The sequence below is a fragment of the Frankia sp. R43 genome, assembly GCF_001306465.1.
Taxonomy (GTDB): Bacteria; Actinomycetota; Actinomycetes; order Frankiales; family Frankiaceae; genus Parafrankia; species Parafrankia irregularis.
This window is the reverse complement of record NZ_LFCW01000014.1, coordinates 44,196-67,463: the sequence shown is the minus strand read 5'-3', so window position 1 is coordinate 67,463 and position 23,268 is coordinate 44,196. Positions and strand designations below refer to the sequence as shown.

Below are 23,268 nucleotides of genomic sequence, written 5' to 3'. Positions count from 1 at the left end.
CTGAGTCCTTACGGTTCTAGACCAGCGTCAAGGGCCACGAGCTCACGCCGCTGGGCACGCCGTTCACGCTGTGCGTCCGGGTCCGATACTGGCGCCGCGAGGAACAACCGCTGCGTGTAGGGATGTGCCGGTCGTGCCGTGACCTGATCTCCGTCGCCGACCTCGACGATCTCGCCGCGATACATCACCGCAACTCGATGGCTGATGTGCCTTACAACAGAAAGGTCGTGCGATACGAAGAGATAGGCAACGCCGGTGCGTTCCTGGATCTCGATAAACAGATCGAGCACACGCGCCTGGGTCGACAGGTCCAGGGCCGACACCGGTTCGTCGCAGACGATGACGCGTGGGTTGAGCGCTAGGGCTCTGGCGATTGCGATCCGTTGTCGCTGGCCTCCGGAGAACTCTCGAGGCAGCCTCGAGCGTGCGCTGCTGGGAAGCCCGACGCGATCGAGCAGATTCGCGATCTTCTCCCGGGCCACCCGCTTCGGCATCCCGGTAGCCGTCAGTGGCTCGGACAGGATGCTCTCGATTGTCATTGACGGGCTGAGCGAGGAATATGGATCCTGGAAGACGGCCTGGATCTCGCGGCCGAGCAAGCGTCGGTCCCGACGGCGCAGATCCGTGATCTCCCTCCCGTCGTAAGTGATGCTTCCGCCTGTCACCGGTGCGAGCCCGAGTATTGCGCGGCCGAGCGTGGTCTTACCCGAGCCGGATTCACCGACAAGGCCGAGGGTCTCGCCAGAACGGAGCTCTATGGACACGCCGCGCAGCGCCAGCAACGACGCTGCGCGGAAGCCCTTGCCGCGATAGGAAACCACTACGTCGCGGGCTTCAAGGATCGAACTCATACTTCGCCGCCTTGGGCATCTTTCCGGGCTGAGCGCGGTGGGGTGTCTTCCAGGAGGGCTTCCAGCAGCGATTTCGTGTACGGCTGCCGTGCGGCCGTCAGTACCTCGCGTACAGGTCCAGACTCAACGAACACGCCGTGCCGCATGACCGTGACACGATTACAGAGGTCGGCAACGACGCCAACATTGTGCGTGACGAGGAGCATCGTCAGGTTACGTTCCTCCTGCAGGTCACGCAGGAGATCCAGCACTTCGGCCTGAACGGTGACGTCGAGCGCGGTGGTGGGCTCATCTGCGATAAGAACGTCCGGATCCATGGAAACCGCGCCAGCTATGAGAATTCGCTGCGCCATGCCGCCCGACAGCTCGAAGGGATAGCTGTCAAAGGTCCGTACCGGGTTGGGAATACCGACGCGCTCCAGCAATCCGAGCGCGCGGTCCCTAGCCTCGCGTCTTCCTATGCCCATCCGGAGCCTGAGCGGGTGCACGAGCTGGCTACCCACGGTGAAGGAAGGGTCCAGATTACTCATCGGCTCCTGTGGGATGTAACCGATCCGCTGGCCGCGAATGCTAGAAAGCGTTCGGTCGTCCGCCCCCTCCAGTTGCACGTCGTCAAAAATTATCTCACCGGAGGTGACGCGCCCGCCACGAGGCAGTAGACCAATGATCGATAGCGCGGTTTGAGTCTTACCGGAACCGGACTCGCCAATCAGTCCGTGGATCTCTCCCTTACGTAGCTCGAGCGAGACACCGTGCACCACTTCGATCTCGGATCCGTCGGGCCGGCTGTAAGCGACCCTGAGGTCGCTCATTCTAAGGACTGCGCTCGCATCCTGAGGTTCTGGCTCCTCGTGAATGACGAGTGCACTGTTCTCGGCCTTCTCATCGAGAGCTGAGTCGAGGTCGTCGGCACTGGCTGGAGTCGGTGTCTCCGCAGCTGTGACGGCCTGTTTGGTGACCGCCATAGTGCGCCGCTTGTTGCGGCGTGGAGACGCCGTGCGCTCGAGCTCATCCCGAAGTCCGTTACCGAGCAGGACGAATGTGATGCCCGTGATCCCCAGCGCGATCGCGGGGCCGACTACAAGCCATGGGGCGGTGTAGACCTGTTGGAAGCCCGCGGAGAGGAGCGATCCCCAGGTGGGCTTGTTCGGGTTTCCGAGCCCGAGAAACTCGAGACCCGCGAGCAATGCGACTGACATCCCGGCGACAAGCGCCGCCTGGACGATGATCGGCGCACGCACTGCCGACAGCACGTGACGGCCGATTATCCGGGCGTCGCTGAGCCCCGAGACGCGCGCAGCGTCGACGTAGAGCTCCACCCGTACAGCACGGACAGCTCCGTAGACAATCCGGAAGAACACCGGGGAGATGAAGAGCCCCAGCAGGAACATCATCGATAGCATCGAGGGCCCGAGGATCGCGCGGGCCGCGACGATCATCACCATGCCAGGCAACGCCATCAGCATGCCTACAACCCAGCACAGCACCGCATCGAGCCAGCCCCCGTAGTACCCGGCGACGAGGCCGGCACCGACACCGAAGACGACGGCAGTCACCAGAGTGAACAGGCCTGACCCGATCGTCAGCGGCGCTCCGGCGATGACCCGGGAGAGCGCGTCACGACCTTGGCCGTCGGTACCCAGCAGGTGCGCTGCACTCGGTGACGCGAGGATGTCATCAATCGACGTCAGCGACGGGTCGTAGGGAGTGATCCACTGCCCTAGCACGACGACGAGGCCTATGAGCGCGAGGAGCCCGATGGCCACCGCGCTCAGCGGGCGCCGAAGAAGCCGACGGAACAATACCGGCTGCGCATCCACTGAGGTGGGAGCGACGATCTCAGTCATCGGCGCGCTCTCGGGTTGAGCGCACCTTGTGCGAGGTCGATGAGCAGGTTGCCAACGACGACGACTACGGCGATGACCACCACCACACCCATTACCACCGGGACATCGGTGGACAGGGTTGCGTTGATAGCCAGCTGACCGATCCCGGGAAGCGCGAATATCTGTTCGACGAAGACGGCGCCGGCAATTAATCCGATGAACTGCAGGCCGAGGATCGTAAGCGCGGGCCCGCTAGCATTTCTGAGCACGTGGCGATAAAGCACGTGGTTCATCGGGAGTCCACGGCTACGCAGGGTCCGTACATAGTCCCGATCGATCGTGTCGAGAATCGAGCCCCGGATCTGCTGGGCGACGCCGGCGATGGCGCCGATCGCGAGCGCTATGACCGGCAGAATCACGGACGCGAGCCAGCCGCTGAAAGACTGGGTCATCGGTGTGTACCCGGTCGCGTGGAACCAGCCAAGACCCACCGCAAAGATTAGCACCAGCCAGAGCGCGATAAGGAAACCCGGGATCGCGAGCGCGACCACGCTGAGGATCTGGATCAGCGAGTCCACCCAACCCCCACGATAGGCCGCGAGCATACCTAAAAAAATCGCGATGATCGCTGTGAGCGCGACCGTTAGAACGACAAGGGACAAAGTGACAGGAAGACGGCTTTCGATGGCATCCGAAACGCGCTGACCATTCACCCACGAGCGGCCAAGATCACCCGTGACCGCAGACGAAACCCATTCCCAGAATTGCTCCCAGAGAGGCCGGTTCAGTCCCAGCTCCTCGGACTTCCGCGCCACCGTCTCAGGAGTTGCGGATTCACCGAGGAGGCGGCGAGCAATATCTCCACTGGAGCCGTAAAGCATCGCAAATGTGCCGAACGCGACGACAGCCACCAGCATGATGCCGGAGAGTGTCCGCCCGGTGATGTATCTGATCATAATGCCGTCCAAGTCCCTGTCGGCCAGGGCCGGCCCAGTACCGGCCCCGGCGGGATGGTACTACTTGGGCTGGATATCAAAGATCGAGGGATACGTCGTCATCGTCGGCGGGGTGACAGATACATCAGGACTTGAGCCGATAAGGGAAAAGCTGCCCTGAATCGGCGCGAACCACGCATGCTCCACGACATACTTGTTGATCTTGCGCCCCGCTTCTGCCTGAGTGGCCTCATCGCCGGCCTGCAGCTGCTGGATGAGTTCATCCAGCGCCGGATCCTTCGTCTTGAACGGATTGAAGGCGGCGTTCGGCGTGATCACCTGCTGGACGGTTCCCCAGTCAGTAGCGTCGCCCAGCGCGAAGTACACCGCCGAGAACTTCTTGGACAGGATGTCCGTGATCGAGTTCTGCAGCTGGCTCTCGCTCCACTCGACCTTGATGTCCGCCTCGCCGAGCATCTGCACAAGGATCGCATAGTTGTCCCGGTTACCGAAGTCCGGAAGGGTGATCGTGACACCGTCGGGGTATCCGGCCTCGCTCAGCAGCTTCTTCGCCTTTGCAGGGTCGTGGGGATAGGCCCTGTCCAGTTCGGCGTCGTAAGCACGGCCGGCCGTCGGAAAGATCTGTGTGGTAGGACTACCGACACCCGCATTGAGGGCCTTTATCAGCGCCGGACGGTCCAACGCATAGTTGATCGCCTGCCGGACCTTCTCCTTCCCAAGCGGCTCCGAGACCTCGCCGTTCCGATCGAAGAACATGAGTCCGGTAAAACCTCCGGAGTGGATCTCGTTGATTGTCCAACCGGCGCTTCTTGCGGGGCTGACCGCTTCCTTGGGAAGCTGCACGATGTCCGCCTCACCCGCAGTGACCGCGTTCGCGATACTGCCAACATTCTGCAACGCCTTCACGGTCAGCTCGTCAAAATGCTGGACATCTGGGTTCCAGTAGTTAGGGTTCTTGGTGTAATGATACGTGGAACCGATTACTGTCCCCGACTTGTCCAGCACGTACGCACCGGATCCGACCGGGTCGGTCGCGAGGTCAGGATCTGCAAGCGCCTTGCCTGAAGCGGTCAGTCCGGCGTCCGATGCCAGGTAGAAGAGAAAGTTGGGCTCGGGCTGCGACAGTGTGATGACTACTGTCTTGTCATCAGCCGCCTCGACAGCCGCGACAACTGCCAGCCGGCCGGCGTTCTGCGCGGTTCCGGCCTTGAACCTCTCAAGATTCGCGACTACGACGTCCGCGGTGAGTACGCTCCCGTCCGTGAAGGTCACGTCATCGCGCAGCGTGAGGGTCAGTTTGGTTCGCTTGTCGTCGTAGGTCCATTTCGTCGCGAGCCACGGCTGCAGCTTTCCCGCCGAGTCCAAACGAAGCAGCGTGTCGTATACCGCCTCGTAGTAGGCCGCCATCGGGCCCATCGAGGCTGCGGCAGGATCAAGCGAGCCCGGAGCGGCGACGGTGATCAGCGTCGCCGCTCCGCCACCTTTCGAGCCGGTCGCTTCTCCTGCCCCGGAGCAGCCGGTCACTGCGAGAGCGAGAACTGCCGCCGCGCCTACTATCGACTTCCATCTGAACATCGTGTCATTCCCCTTAACCCGAACCGTTCCGCGGGCCAGCACCTCATCTGGGCCCGGGGATTCAAGCGAGATCCATCCGACCAAATGCGCCTGTTGGAAAAATTCTTGAACGCCGAAGGTACAAACTTTCCTAGCGGTACCGGGCGAGGATTCATATGGGAACCTCGGCCGGATCAGAGGCCGGATGAGCCCGGGATAAGCCCTGGAACCATGAGGCCTCGCGATCCGTTTCACAGCTCTTGTTGTCGCTCTCGCCGCTGGTTTCTGGCGACTTGCAGCCTGGATGGAGATGGGCGCTGGCAAAAGAGTCGGGTCAAGACTCAAACCGGAGTTCGATCGACGAAGCGGGCCTAGCTCTGACACCGTGCTCGCGCGGCACGGACCCGGTGCACCAGATACTCGGATGCAGAAGTATTGGCCCTTTTTCTCCGGCGTCCACATTGATGGTTTGGAACGACCTGCGGCAACGAAGCCCGGTACACCGGCCGCCCCTTCACGGTCGATACAGCCGGACGTAAAGTGGTGCGGCAGCAGCCAGGAACTGTCCACCAGAAGTACAGACCGGGCCGCTCGACACAGGTGACCTTCTCTGCGACCACCGTGCCGCCGTTCCGGTTGAAATTTACCACTGGTCGAGGAGCAGTATTGATCTCCGCCTAGCTGCAGCCGCACCCGTTCACCTCCCAGCTGATGGCAATCGCATATTTCAGTCAGATCAGCCGAATAGGTTGATTGTCGACGTGGGGTCGCCTACCGCCTTACTCGGCTCTCTATGATTACGTGGGCAGATAGGGGTTCAGATCAGCCGGTAGCTGCGGTAAGCGCCGCTTGATAGCCGTACCGGTATCCGTCCGCGTTGGGGTGCAGCGGAGCAGGGAGACTGAAAACGGGCAAGATCCACGGGTTGACCGAGCAGCGGGCGTGCCCGTTGAACTTCGCCTGGGCGTCGACGAACTGGAAGCCGGCCTGCGTCGCGCGCTGGGCGATGCTGCTGTTGAGCGCGTCGGTACCCTGGTTGATCACCACACGCTTCGGCTGGCTGAGAGCAGGGAACTCGAAGCATGTCCAGGTCGTCTCGAACAAATGCGGGTACCCGAGCACGTAGACCTGCGCGGTAGGAGCCGCCTGGCGGATCGCCGCGTAGGTGGTGTCGAGCTTGGCGTTGAGGGCCGGCAGGCTGGCCTGGAACTGCTGGACCGCCTGGGCACAGCCCTGGTCGGTGGCTAGTAGGCAGTTCGACACCAGTGATCCCAGCCCGACGTCGTTGCCACCGATCGTGATGGTGGCAACGTCAGTCTGCGCACTCAGCCCCGAAACCTGGTTGGCAAGCACGTCCTCAGTCACCGCCCCAGCGCAGGTGACGTCAGTGAAGGTCGTGATGCCGTGAGCGTTGGCCCACAGTGTCGGGTACCCCTGCGGGCTGCGGCCACAGTCAAGGCTTACCCCTGAGCCTCCGAGGCCGGAGGAGTAGGAGTCACCCATCGCCACGTACCGGGTGGCCGAGGAGTATGGAGGCGGCGCCGCGCCGGCGGGAGCGGCAACCACCGTGAGTGCGGACAGTAAGCAGAGAGGGGCCGCAAGTAGGGAGAGTAAGCGGAATCGGCGTCGTTGCACGGTGTCTCCAGAGGAGGTCGTAGGCCCGTCGGAGGTGGTCAGGGTCGCGCGGCCGCAGCGACATGTGTTAACGCCGAGTGAAGCTATCCATGTCTTTACTTGGAGTCAAGGCTCTATCTTCGTAGACTCCTCAAGGTGTCCGCGTACTCAGTCAGCAGTCTCAGCGGTCGCCGATTCGACGAAGATGACCTCCTCGACGCGGCGCGTGCTGTCTTCCATGCAGAGGGTTACTCATCCGCGCAGGTTGCGGACATCGCACGGCGGGCCGGGACGACCAAGCCGACTCTCTACGCTCGGCTCGGTAACAAGGAGCAGATCTACCTGCACGTCGTCCGACGCGAAGCCACGATCTTTTGGGACTGGGTCGCTGACGCCTACGAGCAGGGCAGCAGCCTCCCCCTCACCGAACTGGCAGCAGTGGGCACCGATCCGCTCTTCCGTTTCGCGGCAGAGCGGGCCGAGGGCTTCGATCTGCTCTTCCGGGGCGACCGGACCGGCGATCGGCCGGCTACGCTACGGAAGGAGGTCGTCAACGGCGTGACCCAGCAACTCACCGCCCTCATCACGCGCCGACAAGAGACTTTCGGACCCAGCCTCGGAGCGAACGCTCACACACTTGCCGCTGCCTGTGTCGGCGTCACCCTCCAGGTCTGCGAGCACACCATCGACCACGGCGGCGACCTGAAGGCTGCCCAACATCTCGCAGCCCGCTTCATCGAGAACGCGTTCCGCAATCTGGATTTTGACGCGCTGACCACGTGATCCGGCCCCTCAACGGAGGCTCGGTGTTGCCGTGGCTCCTCGATGCCGGCCCAGAGCCTTTGAACGCCGGTCGCAGGCACGCCGAGGCCATCCGAGACTGACGGGGATCGCGCAGACATTGCGCGGAGGCCCGAGGTCCGCACGTCATGTATGCATTACTCGAATGCCAGGTCGCCCAGAGAACCGAGGCGCCGGCCGCCGCTAAATGACGCGTGAACGACTCTCAGAGACGGATCAGCTGACCCGACTGGCCATTAGAAGACGTCTTAAAAGGCCCTCGGCCAGGGACGACAGGCCCAGAAACAGGCGATATTCATCGCGTTTATGATGATCGACACAGACCACTTCAAGCAGTACAACGACCCGTTCGGACAGGCCGCCGGCTACCGATGTATCAAACAGGTCGCTGCGTGCGTGACCGCAAGGATCTGTACCGCCGATCTGGCCGTTCGTTACGGAGGTGAGGAGTTCACCCTACGAATTCCGGACACCGGACATGACCGAGACCCTCCCGTTCGGCATCAATGGGATCGTTACCGTGAGTATCGACCTCAGGGCAGTGGTCCCGGCACCGAACGATGTGGCGTCACGGATTGCCGATCTGGCTGAAGCGGAGCTGTACCACACGAAACACGAAGGACGGTATCAGCTGAAGATGGCTCCGGTCGGCTCCGCCTGTTAATTCGGGCGGCCTCCATTCGTTCATTGAGGTGGATCCCTTCCTCCGCGCGGGTCGAGTGTTCGGGCCGTTCACGACATACATTAACGAGAGCCGAAACGGCGCCCACTAGGACTTTGTTAGATTTTTGATCGACTGGTTTCGAGGTGCGGATCCGAGTCTGGACCGCTGCTGGGTGAGGCACCGGAGGAGGAGGGGCGTCCACTGGTGGAGGAGCTCACGGCGCGGATGCTGGCGGATCTGCCGCGCAGGGGCCAGCGGGCGAAGCGTGAGTCGTACGTCCGTGGGCTGATGGTCGGCGGGAGGCGGAAGAGCCTGCAGCCGATGGCGCTGCGGCTTGGGGTCGGTCATCGGGGGTTGCAGCAGTTCCTGCGGAACTCGACCTGCGAGTACAACGAGGTCCGCCGCCGCCTGGCCGGTTGGGCGGTCGAGTTCGTCCAGCCCGAGGCGCTGGTCTTCGACGACACCGGCTTCGCCAAGGGCGGCCCGGCGTCCCCGGGGGCGAAGATTGGGGAACTGCCAGGTCAGGGTGTCCATGTACGCGGTCACGGACTGGGCGTCCGCGGCGTTGGACTGGCGACTGTTCCTGCCCGCGAGCTGGGACGACACCGGAGTCGCCGACCCGGCCGAGGCCGCCGCAGTGCGGGCTCGCCGTGCCCGAGCGGGGATCCCCGACGTTGCGCGGCACCGGGAGAAGTGGCGCCTCGCGTTGGACATGCTCGACGAGATCCTTGGCTGGGATGTGCCCGCCCGGCCGGTACTCGCCGACGCCGACTACGGAAACTGCGCGCTGTTCCGCCAAGGCCTGACCGACCGCGGCCTGGTCTAGGTCGTCGGCGTCACGCACACCGCGACCGCGCACCCGGCCACCGCCAAGCCCGCCTGCGCACCGCACTCCGGGAACGGCCGACCACCTGTGCCGGACTACCCGGACCTGCCGCACTCGCATTTCCGGCTCCGACCTTTGCATCCGCGGAGGCTACACACCTTCGATCCTGAACAGTTGAGGGCCACGATCTGAAATTGCATAGATCGGGCGAGCGCTGCCGCATCACCCGAATTCACCCTCGTCAGGGCAGTACAAGACTGAGCGCCTCGACTACGCAGGCGGGTTTGTTGCTGCCTTCACGCTCGACAGTTACCCGGGCAGCTACTCGATACCCACCGTTCCCTGCCTCTACAGAGAGAAGCTCGACACCGGCCCGCACCTTCGAGTTCACGGGGAGCGGCGATGGGAAGCGAAGCTTGTCGGCGCCGTAGTTGACGCTCATCTTCACTCCCTCGACCCGGTAAATCTGCCTGGTTAGCAGGGGTACCAGCGAAAGAGTCAGGAAGCCGTGGGCGACGGTGGCACCGAACGGTCCCTGTGCCGCCTTGCCGGGGTCGACATGGATCCACTGGAAGTCACCGCTGGCCTCGGCGAAGGCGTCGATCTGTTTCTGGGTGACGGTATACCAGTCGGAATGCCCCAGGTAGGTGCCAACCGCCCGCTCCAACTCGCTGATGCCACGGAAGACCATCATCTTCTACTCCTCATGAAATCGACCGTCTGGGTCAGGATTTCGGCCCGCCAGCGACGTACAAAACCTGACCGGAGACGAAGCCGGCGCCTTCACTCACGAAGAAAGAGACAGTGTGCGCAATGTCATCGGGGGTTCCCGTGCGGGCAACCGGGGTCTGCGCGGCTACAGCTTTCTTGAACTGCTCGTAGGGAATACCGATCGACGCGGCGGTGGCGACGGTCATCTCGGTCTCAATGAAACCAGGGGCGACCGCGTTCACGGTAACACCGAACTTTCCGAGCTCCACCGCCAATGTCTTGGTGAAGCCCTGCAGCCCCGCCTTCGCCGCAGAGTAGTTGGCCTGACCACGGTTACCCAGAGCCGAGGTGCTGGACAGGTTGACAATGCGACCCCAGCAGCCCCTGGTCATGTAACCTTGGACCGCACGAGCCATAAGAAAGGAGCCGCGCAGGTGTACGTTCATGACCGCTTCCCAGTCGCTCACGGTCATTTTGAACAGCAGGTTGTCGCGAATGATTCCGGCATTGTTGACCAGCACGGTGGGCTCGCCGAACTCCACCGCGATCCGCTCCACACCAGCCTGGACAGCCTGCTCATCGGTGACGTCGAGTCCAACCGCGAGTGCCCGGCCGCCGGCGGCTTCGATCGCCTCGACGACCGGCTTGCAGGCCGCCTCATCCAGGTCGACGACCACGATCGCGAGGCCATCGGCAGCGAGGCGTTTCGCGACGCCGGCGCCAATACCACGCGCCGCGCCGGTCACTACCGCGGTTCGAAGAGCGGAGCTGGAGGCGATGCTAGTCATGAAGTCACTCCTGTCAGTGCGAAGGTCGACTCTGGGATCAGCGAGCACGGGTGCGACCAGGGCATGGAGTCATTGCATCGGGCTCAGAAACGCGGGCATGCCGATCGGACGGGCACCAGGCACGTCGGGCCCGCTCTCGTCAACGACGACCTGCCGGGCTCGGCGTCAAGGACACTCATGCTCACCCCGAGGTCCTACCGCCCCCCAGCTCAGCCGTTCGAGAACCATCGCGATCCCCTGGCCCCAGCCGACACACATGGTCTCCGGGCCGAACTGCTAGTCGTGGTATTGCAGAGAATTGATCAGCGTGCTGGTGATCGGAGCTTAAGTCATGCCGAACGGGTGGCCGACCGCGATCGCGCCGCCGTTCACGTTCAGCCCCTCCCCCTCCATGCCAAGCTCACAGGCTCACGCAATCACCTGAGCGCAACGGGCTCGTTGAGCTCCACAAGGTAGATGCCGCGGATAGCGAGGCCGGACCGGGCGAGCACCCGCTTCGAGGCTTCGACGCGAACGACGTCGCTTCATGGCATCTCCAGAGTGGTCGCGGCCGATCGGAGGTATCCGACCTCACGGTGCCACGACGAGATATGTTTACTCCAAGTAAAGATAGTCACTTCTTTATTCGACGTCAAGGATGTGTGCTCATGGGCCAACTCAGGCGACCACAGCCTCGACCTGCCGCCCCAGTGGCGCTGCCTTCGCCGATTGACAGGGTGAGCCATCTGAGGACGTTGCGGGGCATCCACCCTCGTGCCAGGCTGCCGGGGAAGGCCGACGTCGCCATCGAGACGGTCGGAAGGCGACCTGGTCGTACTCGCTCCGGTCACTGCGGCCCGGCAGAACCATCGTCGGTCACCAGCGCGACCGCCGGCACCAACCCGCGAGCGGACCTGGCCCGGGTCTTCTACCTGCAGCAGCGCATCCTCGGCTCCACCGGCTGCACCCGTCCCGAACTCGTCGCCATGCTGCGGACGATGGACGCGACCGGCGTGCGTCCAGTCATCGACCGGGCGCGACCCCTCCGGGAGATCGACAAGGGTCTCCAGCTCATGCTGGACGGCCAGCACACCGGAAAGATCGTCGTTCACCCGCCAACTCCGCACGAGCAGGCGCGAGAAGCGAAGGCCTGATGCCGCCGCGCCCGTAGGACTGTCCCACTCCCCACTGATCGGCAGGAACTGCGGCAAGGTTTCGGGCCGGGTTCCGTTGCGGGCTGCTACCGCCCTCGCCGGCGGCCCGGCTGTTCTACAGGCTGGCCACCCGCTGCGGACGGGTCGAGGAGCGCCGCAGCTTCGCCGAGAACGACTACGCCACACTGATCGCAGCCTCTCACCACCAGCTCCACGCCCCGATCATCCTGTGCTGGGACAACCTCAACACCTACCGCAGTCAGGCCATGCAGCGGTTCTGCACCGCCCACGCCGACTGGGCGCCTGTCGTGACGCGCCCGCCTGCGCCCCCGATCTCCACCCGACCGAAGGTGTCTGCGTGCACGTCAAACGCCAGCTCGCCAACCACACCGCTTGGACGCATCGGCCTGCTCACCGCTGCGGTAACAACCATACTCAAACGTATCCAATACCGACCCGACCTAAGCTCGGTGATCCCGGCCGCCTACGGCAGTCGGGTGGCTGGGCAGCGACGCCGTGCCGCAGCCCACCATCGGCGTCGACGTACCTGCTCCGCCGGCATGGGTCGCAGGGACGATGGTTCTCATCACACCTAGCCTTGGACCGGCGTCCGTACAGCGTCCGGGCCCGATCATCTTCCCATCGACCTTCCACGGGTCGATCCCGACTTACGGAATCGACAGGTCACAGCACTCACGGCTCTTTTTCACCAGGCGTTTTCTCTACGATCTCCGAACGGTCCTCCGCTGGAGACGGTCAGCCGTATCCGATGGCTTCCCGCCCGTCGGCACGGTTCTTCATCGAGCCACTGCTGTCAGACCCGCCTACCCGCTATGTCACCTCCCGTCTGCCGGTCCGTGCGCCGAAGCCAGGCTCTGGCGTCGATGCTGCTTGCGGTGCGGATCAATTTTCAGGCGAGAGCCTGCGCTTCCTACAAGGAGAGGTACTCGAAGACATCACGGGTGAGGGTGCGGTCAACGAAGTCAGCGCCGATGACCTCCGGGTTCGCGGTGGACGCCGTGACGACCTGCTCGATCCACACGCGAGCCGCTGACCGCGGATCGCAATCCGGGAACCTCAGGGACAGCGACCTCCGTGATGCCCGGGGGCGGAGCCTCAGGACTTGTAGCTGCCGCCGAACTGTTCGGGAACGAGGTCGGCTTGCTCGGCGCCCGTTCTGATGAGGTCGAGTATTGCGTCGGCGACCTGTCGGGGTGATTGCGGCTTAGGCGCGTGGCTTGATTCCAGTTGCGACGCGGACTCGGTGTCGCCCCGCAGTGATCGGGTGAACTCGGTGCCCGTGATGAACGGAAACATCGTGGATACCACGATGCCGGCGTTGGCAAGTTCGGCTCGTGCCACGGCGGAGAGTTTTGACAGGCCCGCCTTGGACGCGGCATATCCAGCCGAGCCGGGGAGCGCCGAGAAGGTGATTCCGGAGCTCACGTTCACGATGCTTCCTGCGCCCTGCCTGCGCATGACTGGGACCACCGCCTGCATGGTGACCAGGGGTGCGACGAGGTTGAGTTCGAGGACGGCACGGAAGTCGTCGGGATCGATCTTCTCCAGAGGTACGTGCAGCCCTTGACCGGCGATGTTGCACAGCACGTCAATCCTTCCGAAGGTGTCCATGGCAGTACGTACCGCCACCTCGACCTGGCCGGCGTCGGTGACGTCACATCGAACAGCCACCGCGTCGCCGAGTTCGTCGGCGATCTGCCGGATGCGATCCTCTCGACGCGCTGCCAGCACCACACGCGCCCCGGCCTGCGATGCGGCCCGTGCCGTGGCCGCGCCGATGCCTGATGATGCCCCCGTCACGAAGACAACAGCCTCGCCAATATTCACTGAACGTCACCTCTCGCTTACGCGAGTCGAGTTGATCGAATCGCGTCACCAAAGCTATCAGAAGATAGCTATCGTACGGAAGCTATATTGTCAGGCTGTGGATGACAACGAGATCTCCCGGCTCTTCGAGCTCGCGGACCTGATCTTCGCGGTCGGCCGGCAGATCCGCCCCCCGCAGGACCATGCGGCTGAGATGTGCACGCCGGTCGAAAGCGCCGTCATGCGCTTCATCGATCGCCACCCGGGCACCTCCGCCCGAGCGGCAGCCCAGGCGACGCTGCTTCGCTCCAGCAACTTCAGCAGAGTCCTACGCGGCCTCGAGGACAAGGGGCTCGTACGCCGCGACCTTGATCCCCTGGACGCCCGATGCGTACGCCTCTACCCCACGGCGCAGGCACACGAGAACCTCCAGCGGCTGCGCCAGGCATGGAGTCAGACGCTCGCGGGGATAGTGGACGAACCCGAAACAATCGATCTTGTCAACACGACCCTGCGGCGAATCGAGAACGCCTTGGCCGCGCGACGCCCGAGCGGCGACACCAACGACCGATCCTGATCTTCAGCCTGTACCTCTGGTGGCCGGCGCTCGAAGCCACCGCCGACCTACTCGCTCCGGGCTTCCCGTTCGTGTCGACATCCGGCTCGCAACGACCGAGACCGCGCCGGTTATCACAGGAAAGGCGCAAGCTCTCGACTTGAGATCAAAAACCATCAAGATCAATGCGGCTGGCACCACGCGGGGCAGGAGCCGCTGACGGTCATCGGATGACCCGCCGACGCTTCAGGAGATCGCGGCCACCGGCGGAGGACGTCGTCGGGGCGGGAGGGCTGTGCCAGACGAGGCGGAGGCTCCGTCCGGTCACCGCGAAGATCTTCACAGCGTCGTCCGCGTGGGAGCAGACCGTGGAGAACGTCCCGCCGCACGCGACGACGGCGGCGTGGTCGCTGAACTGGAGTCCCCAGCCGAACACGGTGTCCTCCAACATGCCGATGTCCTGTTCGACGAGCGCGAACATGCGAGGCGCGTGTCCGGCGACGAAGGTCTCCAGCATGCCGGGGGTGTCCTGGATGGCGCCCAGCCAGGCCAGATCAGCCCGGAGACGATCGTCGGGCTGGATGCGGGGTTCAACGGTCATGTGGTCTGTGTCCTTTCCGGATAGCACTGGGCAGGCGGTGCGCTCGCGCGACCGCGCATCGCCCTTCGGTACCGGTTTCCACGCGGGCCGGAACCGGGGCCGGTCGGAGTTCCGCCGGGTCCGCGGGAGAGCAGTGGAACACCGGCGTGGCAGGGGCGCGGTCCCCGTCCGCGGGCATCGGTGGTCCTTTCTGGCGGGAGAGGTGGAACGGTCACACCATCGCCTGGACGGAGGTCGGGCGTCATTCCCTCGCTGACGAACAATCTGTTCGGGACGTGCTGCCCTTCCGACCTGCGCGGATATGCCGGCGGTGGGCTCTTGCTTCGGCGATGACCCCCCATTCCCGGGGTGCGACATGGCGCCTGCCGCCCCTGATCGTCACCGTCGCCTGCTCCGCTCGTCGGCGGCGAACACCGCCAGTCGTCGGCGTGTCACCACAGCCTGTGGAAGGTCGATTGCCGATTGATCCATCGCGGTCCGCCCCGTTGCAGGGCGGCTGTGGGCGTCCGGCAGACCCCATGGCGAACAAACCAGGACGGCATCCATGGTCTTCGCAGGTCACGGCGGTCGCGGCGGGGTGAACGAATCGTTCCCGCTTGTGGGAATGACGGCCCGATCGATGACCGTGATGCTCGCTGTGACCGCTGCCCGCCGTCGCCCGAGTGGGTAGCACCACCGACCAGAAGAGTGATTCGTGACGTCCCAGCATCCGACCAAGACCGCACGCGCCGGCCGGACCCAGAGCCGGTCCGGCCGTCCCGCCGGCGAACACGTCGATTCCGATCTGCTGACCGTGCACCGCGCCGACCGGCGCGATCCCCGTCAGCGGCCCTCCGCGCTGGCGGCCGTCGTGTTGGACGGCGCCGCCGCGCGTACCGGACAGGACCTGCTGGACCTGAGCCTGGGCGCCAGATTGACGCCCGCGGCGCTCGCGGCCGTCGTGCCCGGCGGCAGCGTCACGACCTTGGCCCCGACCGGGACGGCACTGAGCCAGATCCGGCCGACCCCGGAGAACGGCCAGACGTGGGGATCGGTATGGGATCTCACGGAGCGGCCCCTGCCGCTGCCCGATGCCAGCTTCGACGCGGTCATCGGCTTCAGTGTCCTGGCACCGCTGGGTCATCCCCGCCGCATGCTGATCGACATCACACGGGTCCTCAGACCAGGGGGACGTCTGTCGGTCTGCGAGCTCGTGCTCGCCCGACGTCAGCCCATCGAGCTGGACGGGCTCAGCACCCACGACGTCAGCCGTGTGGAGAAGGCGATGGCCGCCGTTCGGCCGGCCGCGTACGCGTTCACACCGGCCCATGCGGTCGGCAACGCGCGTCTCGCGGGGCTCACCGAGGTCGAGTACACCGAGGACACGGTCACCGCCCCTTTGGAGAACGTGAGCGACGCCGAAGCCGCGCTGCACGCCCCGGGGCCGGCTGGTGAGTCGACCTATCAGGTGATCGGCCGGACCCTGGGCGCCGCGTTCGCCCGTCGCTACTCGGAAGCGTGGCGCTCGACCGCCCGCCGACGCCCCATCCTCCTGCACACCTCCCTCACCTACATCACCGCGATCAAGCCGGACGTCTCCCCCTGACCCCTCCGGCCGCGCGGTCGCCGCCACCGCTTCCCGAGACCTCACACCTCACGCCCACCGTAGGAAAACGATCACACTCCGGGGAGATAGGGGCTGGCAACGAGCGAAGAGACGGCCGTTCCCCTCGGTGTTTTCCCAGCTCAGGTGGGGTCGGGACGGGTGAACGGCTTCTTCGCGGTGAGGGGGATGACCACCCGACGCCGTTAGGACGATGGTGTAACGGTTCCGTTTTGCCTACCGTCAGCGAGGACCGTTCCCATGATGAGGATCGCCTGGTCTACGCATCGTGACCACCCCACAGGGACGAGAACCGGCCCGGTCACACGGTCGGACCGGCCGCGTCCGCCGCGAAGCGGTGTCGCCACCACGGCGCGCTGGTCACGAGGGCGGCCGTGAGGGGGACGGACGGCGTCGCCGCTGTGGGGGCCGAGGGGCCGAACGTGGCACGGGTCTACGACTACTTTCTCGGTGGCGCGCACAACTTCCCGGCCGACCGGGAAGCGGCGGCGCAGGTCGAGCGGGCGTGGCCGCAGATCCGCGACGCCGCCCGGGTCAACCGGCTGTTCCTGGGTGAGGCGGTCCGCTACCTCGCCGGCGAGGTCGGTATTCGCCAGTTCCTCGACATCGGGTCGGGTATGCCGACGATGGGGAACGTCCACGAGGTCGCCCAGCAGCTGGCCCCGGAGGCCCAAGTCGTCTATGTGGATAGCGACCCGGTCGCGGTCGCGCACAGCCAGATCCTGCTCGCGCCCAACCCGCAGGCCGTGGCCGTGGAGGCGGATCTGCTCCGGCCCGATCAGATCCTGGACCATCCGCAGGTGTCCCGGCTGCTGGAGCGGGGGCAGCCGGTCGCGCTGCTCCTGGTCGCGGTCCTGCACTTCTTCCCCGACGACACCGGCCCCCGGCACCTGGTCGCCGAGCTGCGCGACGTCCTGCCCGCGGGCAGTCATCTGGTCGTGACCCACGCCACCGGCGACGGACAGTCCCGGCAGGTCGCGGAGGCGGCGGAGGTGTATCGGCGCACGACCGCGCCGTTCCAGCTGCGCGACCGCTCCGAGGTGCTGTCGTTCTTCGACGACTGCGATCTGGTCGACCCCGGCGTGGTCCTGCTCCCGGGCTGGGAGCGCGACCGGCAGCGAGGCCGGTCACACCTGGCGGAGGGTCGGCTGCCGGTCTACGCCGGTGTCGGCCGCGTCCGGTGAGCCCACGTTCGGGTTGCTCGACCTGCTGGGGCGACGGCGACGTCCGCGATCTGCTGTCCCACGCCGACGGGTGGATCGCCACCGCGACCGCCCAGCGATGGCCCCACAGCGAGGCGACGTTCGGGCCGATCGCCACGGCGGGCGGGGCGGTGTATCGCCAGGTCCGTGTCGGCGGGGTGGCGCTGTGCGCGACGGTTCTCCCGGCAGGCCGGGCGCTGTCACGCCTCGTCCGCGGCGACCCTGGTGATCTCGCCACCGTGCTCGCCGACGGCGACGGCGACGCGGCGACCGCGATCGCCGGCCAGGCCGAGCAGCTCACGGCGCTGGCGGCCTACACCCGCCTGTGGGTGGCTCCCCCGATCGCCTCCACGGAGGGGGTGATGTTCACCCCCTGGGAGGACGGCGCCACGCTGGCCGCCCTGCTCCGGGCCCGGCCGACGGGACTCACCGGGGTGGTGACGGCGCTGATGGACGACCTGAGCGACCTGCACCGGAATCCACCCGCGCACCTGTCCGAGGCCGCGGCGACGACCCGCGCGCTGCCCCGGGTCGTCGCCGAAGCGTTGAGCCATCCGGTGGACCACCTCCACGTCGGCGACACGACGGCAGGAGAGATCGGGGAGCTTCGGGCGCTCGCCGGCAGCCTGTCGGCGCGGCTCGGCCGGCTGGCCGCCCAGCTGGACCCGATGCTGCTCTGCCGCGGCGGCGTCGCGTTCGGGAACCTCAGCCCACGCGGCGTGCTGTATCCCGACGGATCGTCACGGGCGGTCCTGGTGTCCCCCGTGCTCGAACCCGGCGGGGACCTCGTGGACACCGGAACACTGCTCGGCCATCTGCACCCGCTGATCCTCGGCTGCTCGCCACCGGTCCGGACGGAACTCGTCGACGGTGTCAAGGCGTGGCTGTCCGGCCGGCTGGCCGCCAGCCGGGACCAGTGGCGGGACTGGCTGCACGCCGTCCTGACCATCTGGGCGGCCACCGTCTACGACCAGGCGATCACGTGCTCACCCGGGAGTTGCGCCGACGCGGCGCTGAACGCGCCCTCGCAGCCCTCGCCGACAGCCCGGCCGACCAGCCGGCACGGCAGCTCGACTCCGCTGACCACTGACCTTTACCCGTTCGCAGACCGAAGGTGCACGTCCATGGCTATCAGCCTGAGCCGGCCACCGGGCAGCCGACCACACCCCGCCCCTCCCGCGCCGCCTGTTTCCGCCCCCGCTTCTCCGCCCGGTCAGGGCGTCGCCGTTCGCGGCCGATCCACCGACCCGTTGATCGCTCTCGGTCCAAAGACGACCGCCCAGCCGCCCGAGCGTGCGTTCGAGCTGCTGCGCGGCAGCGCGGTGCGCCTCCTGGACCGGCACGTCCAACGCAACGGTGCGTGCGAGAAGTGTGGATGCGCCTGGCCGTGCCGCGTGGTGGTGCTCGCCGAGAACAACCTCATGCTCGTCCACGACGCCCCACCCGCCTCCGCCAGCCCCGGCCGCGCGGCCGTCACACCACGGGCGGCGGCCAGCCGCATCTCCTCCCACCCGCCCACGCCCCCTCGACGCGACGGCGAGAACAGCCAGGAGAGCCACATGACCACCGCCGTGGTCACCACCACCGCCAGCGCACCCGAACCTGCCGTTCACCTGCTCCCGCACCGCGTCTGGCACTACCCGACCAGACCCCAGTCCGCCAGCGCCGCCCGCCGCGACGTCACCGGGCAACTCCACCAGCGGAACCTCGACCACGTGATCGACACGATCACCCTGCTGACCTCGGAACTGGTCACGAACGCGCTCGCCTCCAGCCTGCGCGGCGACGACGACCTGACGTCCCAGATCGCGATGCGCCTGACCTACAGCGACCACCATGTGATCGTCGAAGTCTGGGACGGAGGACCAGGCCACCCGACCCGCAGGGCCGCCGGCCTCGACGCCGAGGACGGCCGCGGCCTGCACCTGGTCACCGCGCTGGCCCCGCGTACCGGCTACCACACCCCCGACGGCAGCCACCAGAAGCGAGGCAAGGTCGTCTGGGCCGCCCTACCCCACCACACCCCTCGCCCTCACCGCATTCCGACCGCCCCGACCGACGGCCTGCCACGACGAGAACGCTTCGCCGCCCACGCCGCGACCCCGCCCACCCCGGACGTCTTCGACCTCGACCTGCTGCACCGGGTCCGCGACCGGCTGCGCACCCTCGACATCCACCCGGCACGCCCCACACCCACGGGCTCCGGCCATCACGACCCAGCCACCTGACCCGAGAGGCGAACGCCATGCCTGACCCTGCTACCAGCTCTTGCCCGTCGTGGTGCGAGCAGCCCGCCGGCCACCTCGACGTCGTGCCCGCCGGCCCCGGCGACTACCACGCCTCCGAGTTCACCGTGATCGACCTGCCACCCATCCCCGGGGTCCGTGACCAGACAGCGATCCAGGTCGCGATCGAGCAGTACGTCACCGCGACGACCACCTACCAGCCGATGATCTCCCTCGGCGCCGGAGAAGAGGACCCCGACAGCGAAGCCTTCACCCTCGACGAAGCCGCCCTCCTCGCCGCGACCCTCACCCGCGCGGTCGCCGCCGCCCGCAACGCCCAGACACAGCCCTCTCCAGAGCCGGATGACCGCGCGTGACACCCCCCGTCGCGCGCCTGAAGGTCCGCGGGCACTTCCAGCCGGACAGACGATAGCCAGCCAGTAGAGCGGCACGCCGCCACTCAACCCACTGCACTCGACAGGAATCCGATCTCAGTGGACTGCGCCTTGCGATCAGCCCGCCGGCCTCTTCCGGCGAGGCGTCCGCGCGACCGCAGACCCGCGACGGCGAAACGGCCCGCATGTCACCTCACCCCCGCACTGTCCCACCCGCACTCCGCCCGATCGTGCTGCTCGCCAGGATGCGCGAGATACTCCCGCCAGCGCGGCTGGCGGACCTGCTCGCCGCCTTCGACCCGCCTGTCGCCCCGACGGCACCAGAATGGACCGGCCTGTGCTCGGCGCTGGACGCCTACGACCAGGCGGCACAGTTCGGCCTGAGCACCGAGGAGGCCCGGAACCAGGTCGACATCGCCGCCATGATCTTCCACTTGCGCTACGGCGGCGCTGAGCACCAACCGAGCAGTGGCGTCCACGAGCGTCGAGCCGTCCCCCGCCCGATAAACGCCCCGCACACCGCGACATCACCGCGAACCGCACCCCGTGACCTGGCGGCAGCGATGGCGAGCTCGTGCGTGTCCGTATCGGCCGATGTCGCGGGCACCTCGAAGGAGAGGCGACCTGCCGCCAGTCCGGACGCGGGTCGGCGGAGCCCCTGGCCAACGCCGTAGCCGCCCGGCACATGTCGCCAGACCAAGGCCGAAGCGCACACCTAGCCGCCGCAGCCGAGGACAGCGGTACGCCTGCCCTGACGCGGCCGGCACCGGCAGTCGATCAGCTTTGAGGCCGGGGGCCGCCTCCTGCTGCTGCCGGCCGAGCCCGTAGCCGTCCGCTCAGGCTCAGCAGGGAGAGGGTGCGGGTCGAGCGAAGGAGCCGCATCCTCGGTGGAGCCGGACCAGACGCCGTCGGAACGCGGGAACAGGTTCAGGTCGCCGTGGTCCCAGACAGGTGATCGAGGTCGAGGCCGGCGGGCCTGCCGAACGAATCGGCATGATCACGCCGGATAGATGCATCCTAACACCACTGTCTGCGCAGGTCAGGTGTCTCTCGGGAGCCGAAGAGAAGCTTCGTCGTGGTGGGAATGACTTGCCCCCCGGGCTCCAGCCATCGTGGCGTGGCGCCATACGCAGCATCCACCGATCTTGATCGGTGCGCGGGCCGTACCACCCGAGGGGAAGCGAGATGATCATGTCCTTGTGTCGCGTTCGCGCCCAATCCGCGGGCGCGCGTCTCGCCGTCCCCCCGCAGCCCTGGGACGATCGGCGTTCGCCGACGGTCTGCCCTGGCCGACCGGGGAAGCTGCGTCGGGTCAATGGGGCCGGTACCGGCTTCGAGCACATCACCTGTACTACCTACGCACCCGGCGTGGCCGTAGCCGCGAAGCGGATGGCCGACCCGATCCACCGGTGCGGTACGTCTTCCCAATCGAACCATTCGCGAGAGTCGGCGTCCGGAAGGGCTGGCGCTGGACAGACAGGGACCCAGTCGCGTCGTTCTCACCCGGCCGTACTCGACATTGCCGCCGACACATCATCAGAGCATTCCCTTCACCTAGCTCATCGCTACTTCCATATTCTGGGTCAGAGGAGCGACCTAGACTGCCATTTCCCGTCTCATTAAGGTGTCGAAAAATGACTTCAGTCCAAGATTCGAGCGCCACCGACAGTGCGGCCACGTTGCGTGCCGCGATGGTGGACCAGCTTCGCACCACGGGGGACGCGATCAAGACTGGGCAGGTGGCCGCAGCTGTGGGCAGGGTGCCTCGGCACCTTTTCGCACCCGACGAACCGCTGGAGGCGGTCTACGCCGCGAACAAAGCACTTGTGATCAAACGTGATGGGAACGGTGCGGCGCTCAGCTCGCTGTCCGCCGCGCACATTCAGGCGGTCATGTTGGAGCAGGCCGAACTTGAACCGGGAATGCGTGTCCTGGAGGTTGGCTCGGGCGGCTACAACGCCGCCCTCATCCAGGAGATGGTCGGTAACGGCGGCTCGGTGACGTCCGTCGACATCGACCAGGAGATCGTGAGCCGGGCCCGCGCCTGTCTGGGCGCGGCCGGCTATCGAAATGTTGAAGTCGTGGCGGCCGACGCCGAGGCCGGCGTACCCGAAAGAGCACCCTATGACCGGATCATCGTGACCGCCGGGGCCTGGGACATCCCACCAGCCTGGCAGGAGCAGCTCACGAACGACGGCAGGCTCGTCGTGCCGCTCCGCCTGCGGGGGCTGACCCGGTCGATCGCGTTCGACTGGGTCGACGAATACGGTGACGTCGGTCTGGTCAGTCGCAGCTATCGCCTGTGCGGATTCGTCCCGATGCAGGGGCTCGGGACGTTTCGCGAAAGGCTCGTGCCTATTACCGACGAGGTCGTGCTTCAGGTCGACGACCCGTCCCAGGAGTTCGACGTCGAGGGGCTGCGCGACGCGCTGGACACGCCGAAACTGGAACGCTGGTCCGGAGCGGCCTTCGATCTCCCTGACGAGTTGGAACTCTTCCTCGTGACGAATTTCCCTCAGGTCGCACAGCTGCATGTAGACGAGACACAGGTCCAGAACGGCCGATTCGCGCCCTCGGCCGCCAGAGGTGTTCCCACGCTGGTCAACGGTGGCAGTTTCGCTTACCGCACCAAGCGCCCGAACGAGAAGACCGGCGGGTTCGAGAGCGGCGTCGTCGCGCATGGTCCCGACGCTGACCGCGTTGCCGAGCACTACGTGGAACTGCTCCGCCGGTGGGCCAGCGATCACCGCCGTTCCGGTGCCGCCCGCATCCAGTACGTCCCGAAGGCCGCAGGGACGCCGGCGCCGCTCGTGGGGCTGGTGCCGAAACGGCATGGCGCTGTCGCTGTCCGCTGGCCCTGAGTTTCCGCGCTCCCGAACGGATGTCCGGGCGCCGGAATCGCACCACCACCACCACAACCCAGGAGGTCTTCATGCCCATCCAGCTCGATGACCCGGTGTTGACCATGCCCCCGCAGGCGCGGCGGGACCAGGAGGAGGACTTCACCACATGGGACCTGGACGTCTCGATCGTCGAGTCCGGACCGGCCGCTGACCGGCTCATCCGGATGACCGACGACGGCTGCGGCACGACGTGCCAGTCGGCCTGCTCGACCACCTGCCCGTAACCAGCGCC

Annotated in this window: 19 protein-coding genes and 3 pseudogenes; 12 read left to right on the top strand and 10 right to left on the bottom strand. The window is 66.1% G+C overall.

The features are described 5' to 3' along the window. Window positions 1–8 precede the first annotated feature (8 nt). The 5 genes from ACG83_RS39060 to ACG83_RS39040 form a co-directional block, all read right to left on the bottom strand. A complete protein-coding gene (locus ACG83_RS39060; RefSeq protein ID WP_054571303.1) occupies window positions 9–851 on the bottom strand; it encodes an ATP-binding cassette domain-containing protein in 843 nt (280 codons plus the stop codon). After that, window positions 848–2,698, bottom strand: a complete 1,851-nt coding sequence (locus ACG83_RS39055) for a dipeptide/oligopeptide/nickel ABC transporter permease/ATP-binding protein (protein WP_054571302.1) — start codon at window positions 2,696–2,698, stop codon at window positions 848–850. The genes ACG83_RS39060 and ACG83_RS39055 overlap by 4 nt, the downstream gene beginning before the upstream one ends. Continuing rightward, window positions 2,695–3,633 (bottom strand): ABC transporter permease, encoded by a 939-nt coding sequence (locus tag ACG83_RS39050; RefSeq protein ID WP_054571362.1) that lies wholly within the window; start codon window positions 3,631–3,633, stop codon window positions 2,695–2,697. The genes ACG83_RS39055 and ACG83_RS39050 overlap by 4 nt, the downstream gene beginning before the upstream one ends. Before the next feature lie 60 nt (window positions 3,634–3,693). Beyond that, window positions 3,694–5,208, bottom strand: coding sequence for an ABC transporter substrate-binding protein (locus ACG83_RS39045; RefSeq protein WP_063793357.1), 1,515 nt, complete (start codon window positions 5,206–5,208; stop codon window positions 3,694–3,696). Window positions 5,209–6,009: 801 nt separating this feature from the next. Continuing rightward, on the bottom strand, window positions 6,010–6,690 hold the full coding sequence (locus ACG83_RS39040) for an SGNH/GDSL hydrolase family protein (protein WP_054571300.1): 681 nt from the start codon (window positions 6,688–6,690) through the stop codon (window positions 6,010–6,012). A 267-nt stretch (window positions 6,691–6,957) separates the two neighbouring features. Here ACG83_RS39040 and ACG83_RS39035 point away from each other — a divergent pair, with 267 nt between their 5' ends. From ACG83_RS39035 to ACG83_RS47375, 3 genes and pseudogenes are all read left to right on the top strand, one after another. Then, complete coding sequence (locus ACG83_RS39035) at window positions 6,958–7,584, top strand: TetR/AcrR family transcriptional regulator (protein ID WP_054571299.1); 627 nt, start codon at window positions 6,958–6,960, stop codon at window positions 7,582–7,584. A 303-nt stretch (window positions 7,585–7,887) separates the two neighbouring features. Beyond that, window positions 7,888–8,193, top strand: a pseudogene (locus ACG83_RS48265) (diguanylate cyclase); the annotation flags it as partial. Between the two features lie 298 nt (window positions 8,194–8,491). After that, a pseudogene (locus tag ACG83_RS47375) lies at window positions 8,492–9,092 on the top strand (transposase). A gap of 241 nt (window positions 9,093–9,333) precedes the next feature. Here ACG83_RS47375 and ACG83_RS39020 read toward each other — a convergent pair. The 3 genes and pseudogenes from ACG83_RS39020 to ACG83_RS48260 form a co-directional block, all read right to left on the bottom strand. After that, window positions 9,334–9,786, bottom strand: coding sequence for a MaoC family dehydratase (locus ACG83_RS39020; RefSeq protein ID WP_054571296.1), 453 nt, complete (start codon window positions 9,784–9,786; stop codon window positions 9,334–9,336). A 31-nt stretch (window positions 9,787–9,817) separates the two neighbouring features. Continuing rightward, window positions 9,818–10,591: an SDR family oxidoreductase gene (locus tag ACG83_RS39015; RefSeq protein ID WP_054571295.1), complete on the bottom strand. Its 774-nt coding sequence runs from the start codon at window positions 10,589–10,591 to the stop codon at window positions 9,818–9,820. 165 nt (window positions 10,592–10,756) lie between these two features. Further along, a pseudogene (locus tag ACG83_RS48260) lies at window positions 10,757–11,100 on the bottom strand (hypothetical protein); the annotation flags it as partial. A gap of 207 nt (window positions 11,101–11,307) precedes the next feature. Between ACG83_RS48260 and ACG83_RS39010 the strand changes: the two are divergent. Then, the gene (locus tag ACG83_RS39010; protein ID WP_161934847.1) at window positions 11,308–11,724 is read left to right on the top strand and encodes a zinc-binding dehydrogenase; all 417 of its coding nucleotides are present in this window, start codon (window positions 11,308–11,310) and stop codon (window positions 11,722–11,724) included. Between the two features lie 1,116 nt (window positions 11,725–12,840). Here the strand turns inward: ACG83_RS39010 and ACG83_RS39005 are convergent. Beyond that, window positions 12,841–13,572 (bottom strand): SDR family oxidoreductase, encoded by a 732-nt coding sequence (locus ACG83_RS39005; RefSeq protein ID WP_054571294.1) that lies wholly within the window; start codon window positions 13,570–13,572, stop codon window positions 12,841–12,843. A 97-nt stretch (window positions 13,573–13,669) separates the two neighbouring features. Here ACG83_RS39005 and ACG83_RS39000 point away from each other — a divergent pair, with 97 nt between their 5' ends. Next, complete coding sequence (locus ACG83_RS39000; protein ID WP_054571293.1) at window positions 13,670–14,128, top strand: MarR family winged helix-turn-helix transcriptional regulator; 459 nt, start codon at window positions 13,670–13,672, stop codon at window positions 14,126–14,128. A gap of 202 nt (window positions 14,129–14,330) precedes the next feature. Here ACG83_RS39000 and ACG83_RS38995 read toward each other — a convergent pair whose 3' ends face one another. Then, complete coding sequence (locus ACG83_RS38995; protein WP_054571292.1) at window positions 14,331–14,708, bottom strand: hypothetical protein; 378 nt, start codon at window positions 14,706–14,708, stop codon at window positions 14,331–14,333. Between the two features lie 694 nt (window positions 14,709–15,402). On the opposite strand from ACG83_RS38995, the gene ACG83_RS38990 reads away from it, so the two are divergent. The 7 genes from ACG83_RS38990 (at window position 15,403) to ACG83_RS38955 (ending at window position 23,260) form a co-directional block, all read left to right on the top strand. Continuing rightward, window positions 15,403–16,293, top strand: coding sequence for a class I SAM-dependent methyltransferase (locus ACG83_RS38990; protein WP_054571291.1), 891 nt, complete (start codon window positions 15,403–15,405; stop codon window positions 16,291–16,293). Between the two features lie 392 nt (window positions 16,294–16,685). After that, window positions 16,686–17,495: an SAM-dependent methyltransferase gene (locus tag ACG83_RS38985; RefSeq protein WP_054571290.1), complete on the top strand. Its 810-nt coding sequence runs from the start codon at window positions 16,686–16,688 to the stop codon at window positions 17,493–17,495. After that, entirely contained in the window at window positions 17,492–19,741 is a 2,250-nt protein-coding gene (locus ACG83_RS47365) for an ATP-binding protein (protein ID WP_235498469.1), read from the top strand. Before ACG83_RS38985 ends, ACG83_RS47365 begins: the two co-directional genes overlap by 4 nt. Window positions 19,742–19,758: 17 nt before the next feature. Continuing rightward, window positions 19,759–20,115: a hypothetical protein gene (locus tag ACG83_RS38970; RefSeq protein WP_054571289.1), complete on the top strand. Its 357-nt coding sequence runs from the start codon at window positions 19,759–19,761 to the stop codon at window positions 20,113–20,115. A gap of 203 nt (window positions 20,116–20,318) precedes the next feature. Further along, the gene (locus ACG83_RS38965; protein WP_152991644.1) at window positions 20,319–20,807 is read left to right on the top strand and encodes a hypothetical protein; all 489 of its coding nucleotides are present in this window, start codon (window positions 20,319–20,321) and stop codon (window positions 20,805–20,807) included. Between the two features lie 960 nt (window positions 20,808–21,767). Then, window positions 21,768–22,994: a methyltransferase, FxLD system gene (gene fxlM, locus ACG83_RS38960; RefSeq protein WP_054571287.1), complete on the top strand. Its 1,227-nt coding sequence runs from the start codon at window positions 21,768–21,770 to the stop codon at window positions 22,992–22,994. 104 nt (window positions 22,995–23,098) lie between these two features. After that, the gene (locus ACG83_RS38955; protein ID WP_369812952.1) at window positions 23,099–23,260 is read left to right on the top strand and encodes an FxLD family lanthipeptide; all 162 of its coding nucleotides are present in this window, start codon (window positions 23,099–23,101) and stop codon (window positions 23,258–23,260) included. Window positions 23,261–23,268: the final 8 nt, after the last annotated feature.

Coding starts and splice junctions, on each gene's coding strand:
- ACG83_RS39020 (WP_054571296.1), bottom strand. CDS start 9,786: ATGATGGTCTTCCGTGGCATCAGCGAGTTGGAGCGGGCGGTTGGCACC.
- ACG83_RS39050 (WP_054571362.1), bottom strand. CDS start 3,633: ATGATCAGATACATCACCGGGCGGACACTCTCCGGCATCATGCTGGTG.
- ACG83_RS39055 (WP_054571302.1), bottom strand. CDS start 2,698: ATGACTGAGATCGTCGCTCCCACCTCAGTGGATGCGCAGCCGGTATTG.
- ACG83_RS39040 (WP_054571300.1), bottom strand. CDS start 6,690: ATGGGTGACTCCTACTCCTCCGGCCTCGGAGGCTCAGGGGTAAGCCTT.
- ACG83_RS39015 (WP_054571295.1), bottom strand. CDS start 10,591: ATGACTAGCATCGCCTCCAGCTCCGCTCTTCGAACCGCGGTAGTGACC.
- ACG83_RS39060 (WP_054571303.1), bottom strand. CDS start 851: ATGAGTTCGATCCTTGAAGCCCGCGACGTAGTGGTTTCCTATCGCGGC.
- ACG83_RS38955 (WP_369812952.1), top strand. CDS start 23,099: ATGCCCCCGCAGGCGCGGCGGGACCAGGAGGAGGACTTCACCACATGG.
- ACG83_RS38995 (WP_054571292.1), bottom strand. CDS start 14,708: ATGACCGTTGAACCCCGCATCCAGCCCGACGATCGTCTCCGGGCTGAT.
- ACG83_RS38970 (WP_054571289.1), top strand. CDS start 19,759: ATGCCTGACCCTGCTACCAGCTCTTGCCCGTCGTGGTGCGAGCAGCCC.
- ACG83_RS38965 (WP_152991644.1), top strand. CDS start 20,319: ATGTCACCTCACCCCCGCACTGTCCCACCCGCACTCCGCCCGATCGTG.
- fxlM (WP_054571287.1), top strand. CDS start 21,768: ATGACTTCAGTCCAAGATTCGAGCGCCACCGACAGTGCGGCCACGTTG.
- ACG83_RS39045 (WP_063793357.1), bottom strand. CDS start 5,208: ATGTTCAGATGGAAGTCGATAGTAGGCGCGGCGGCAGTTCTCGCTCTC.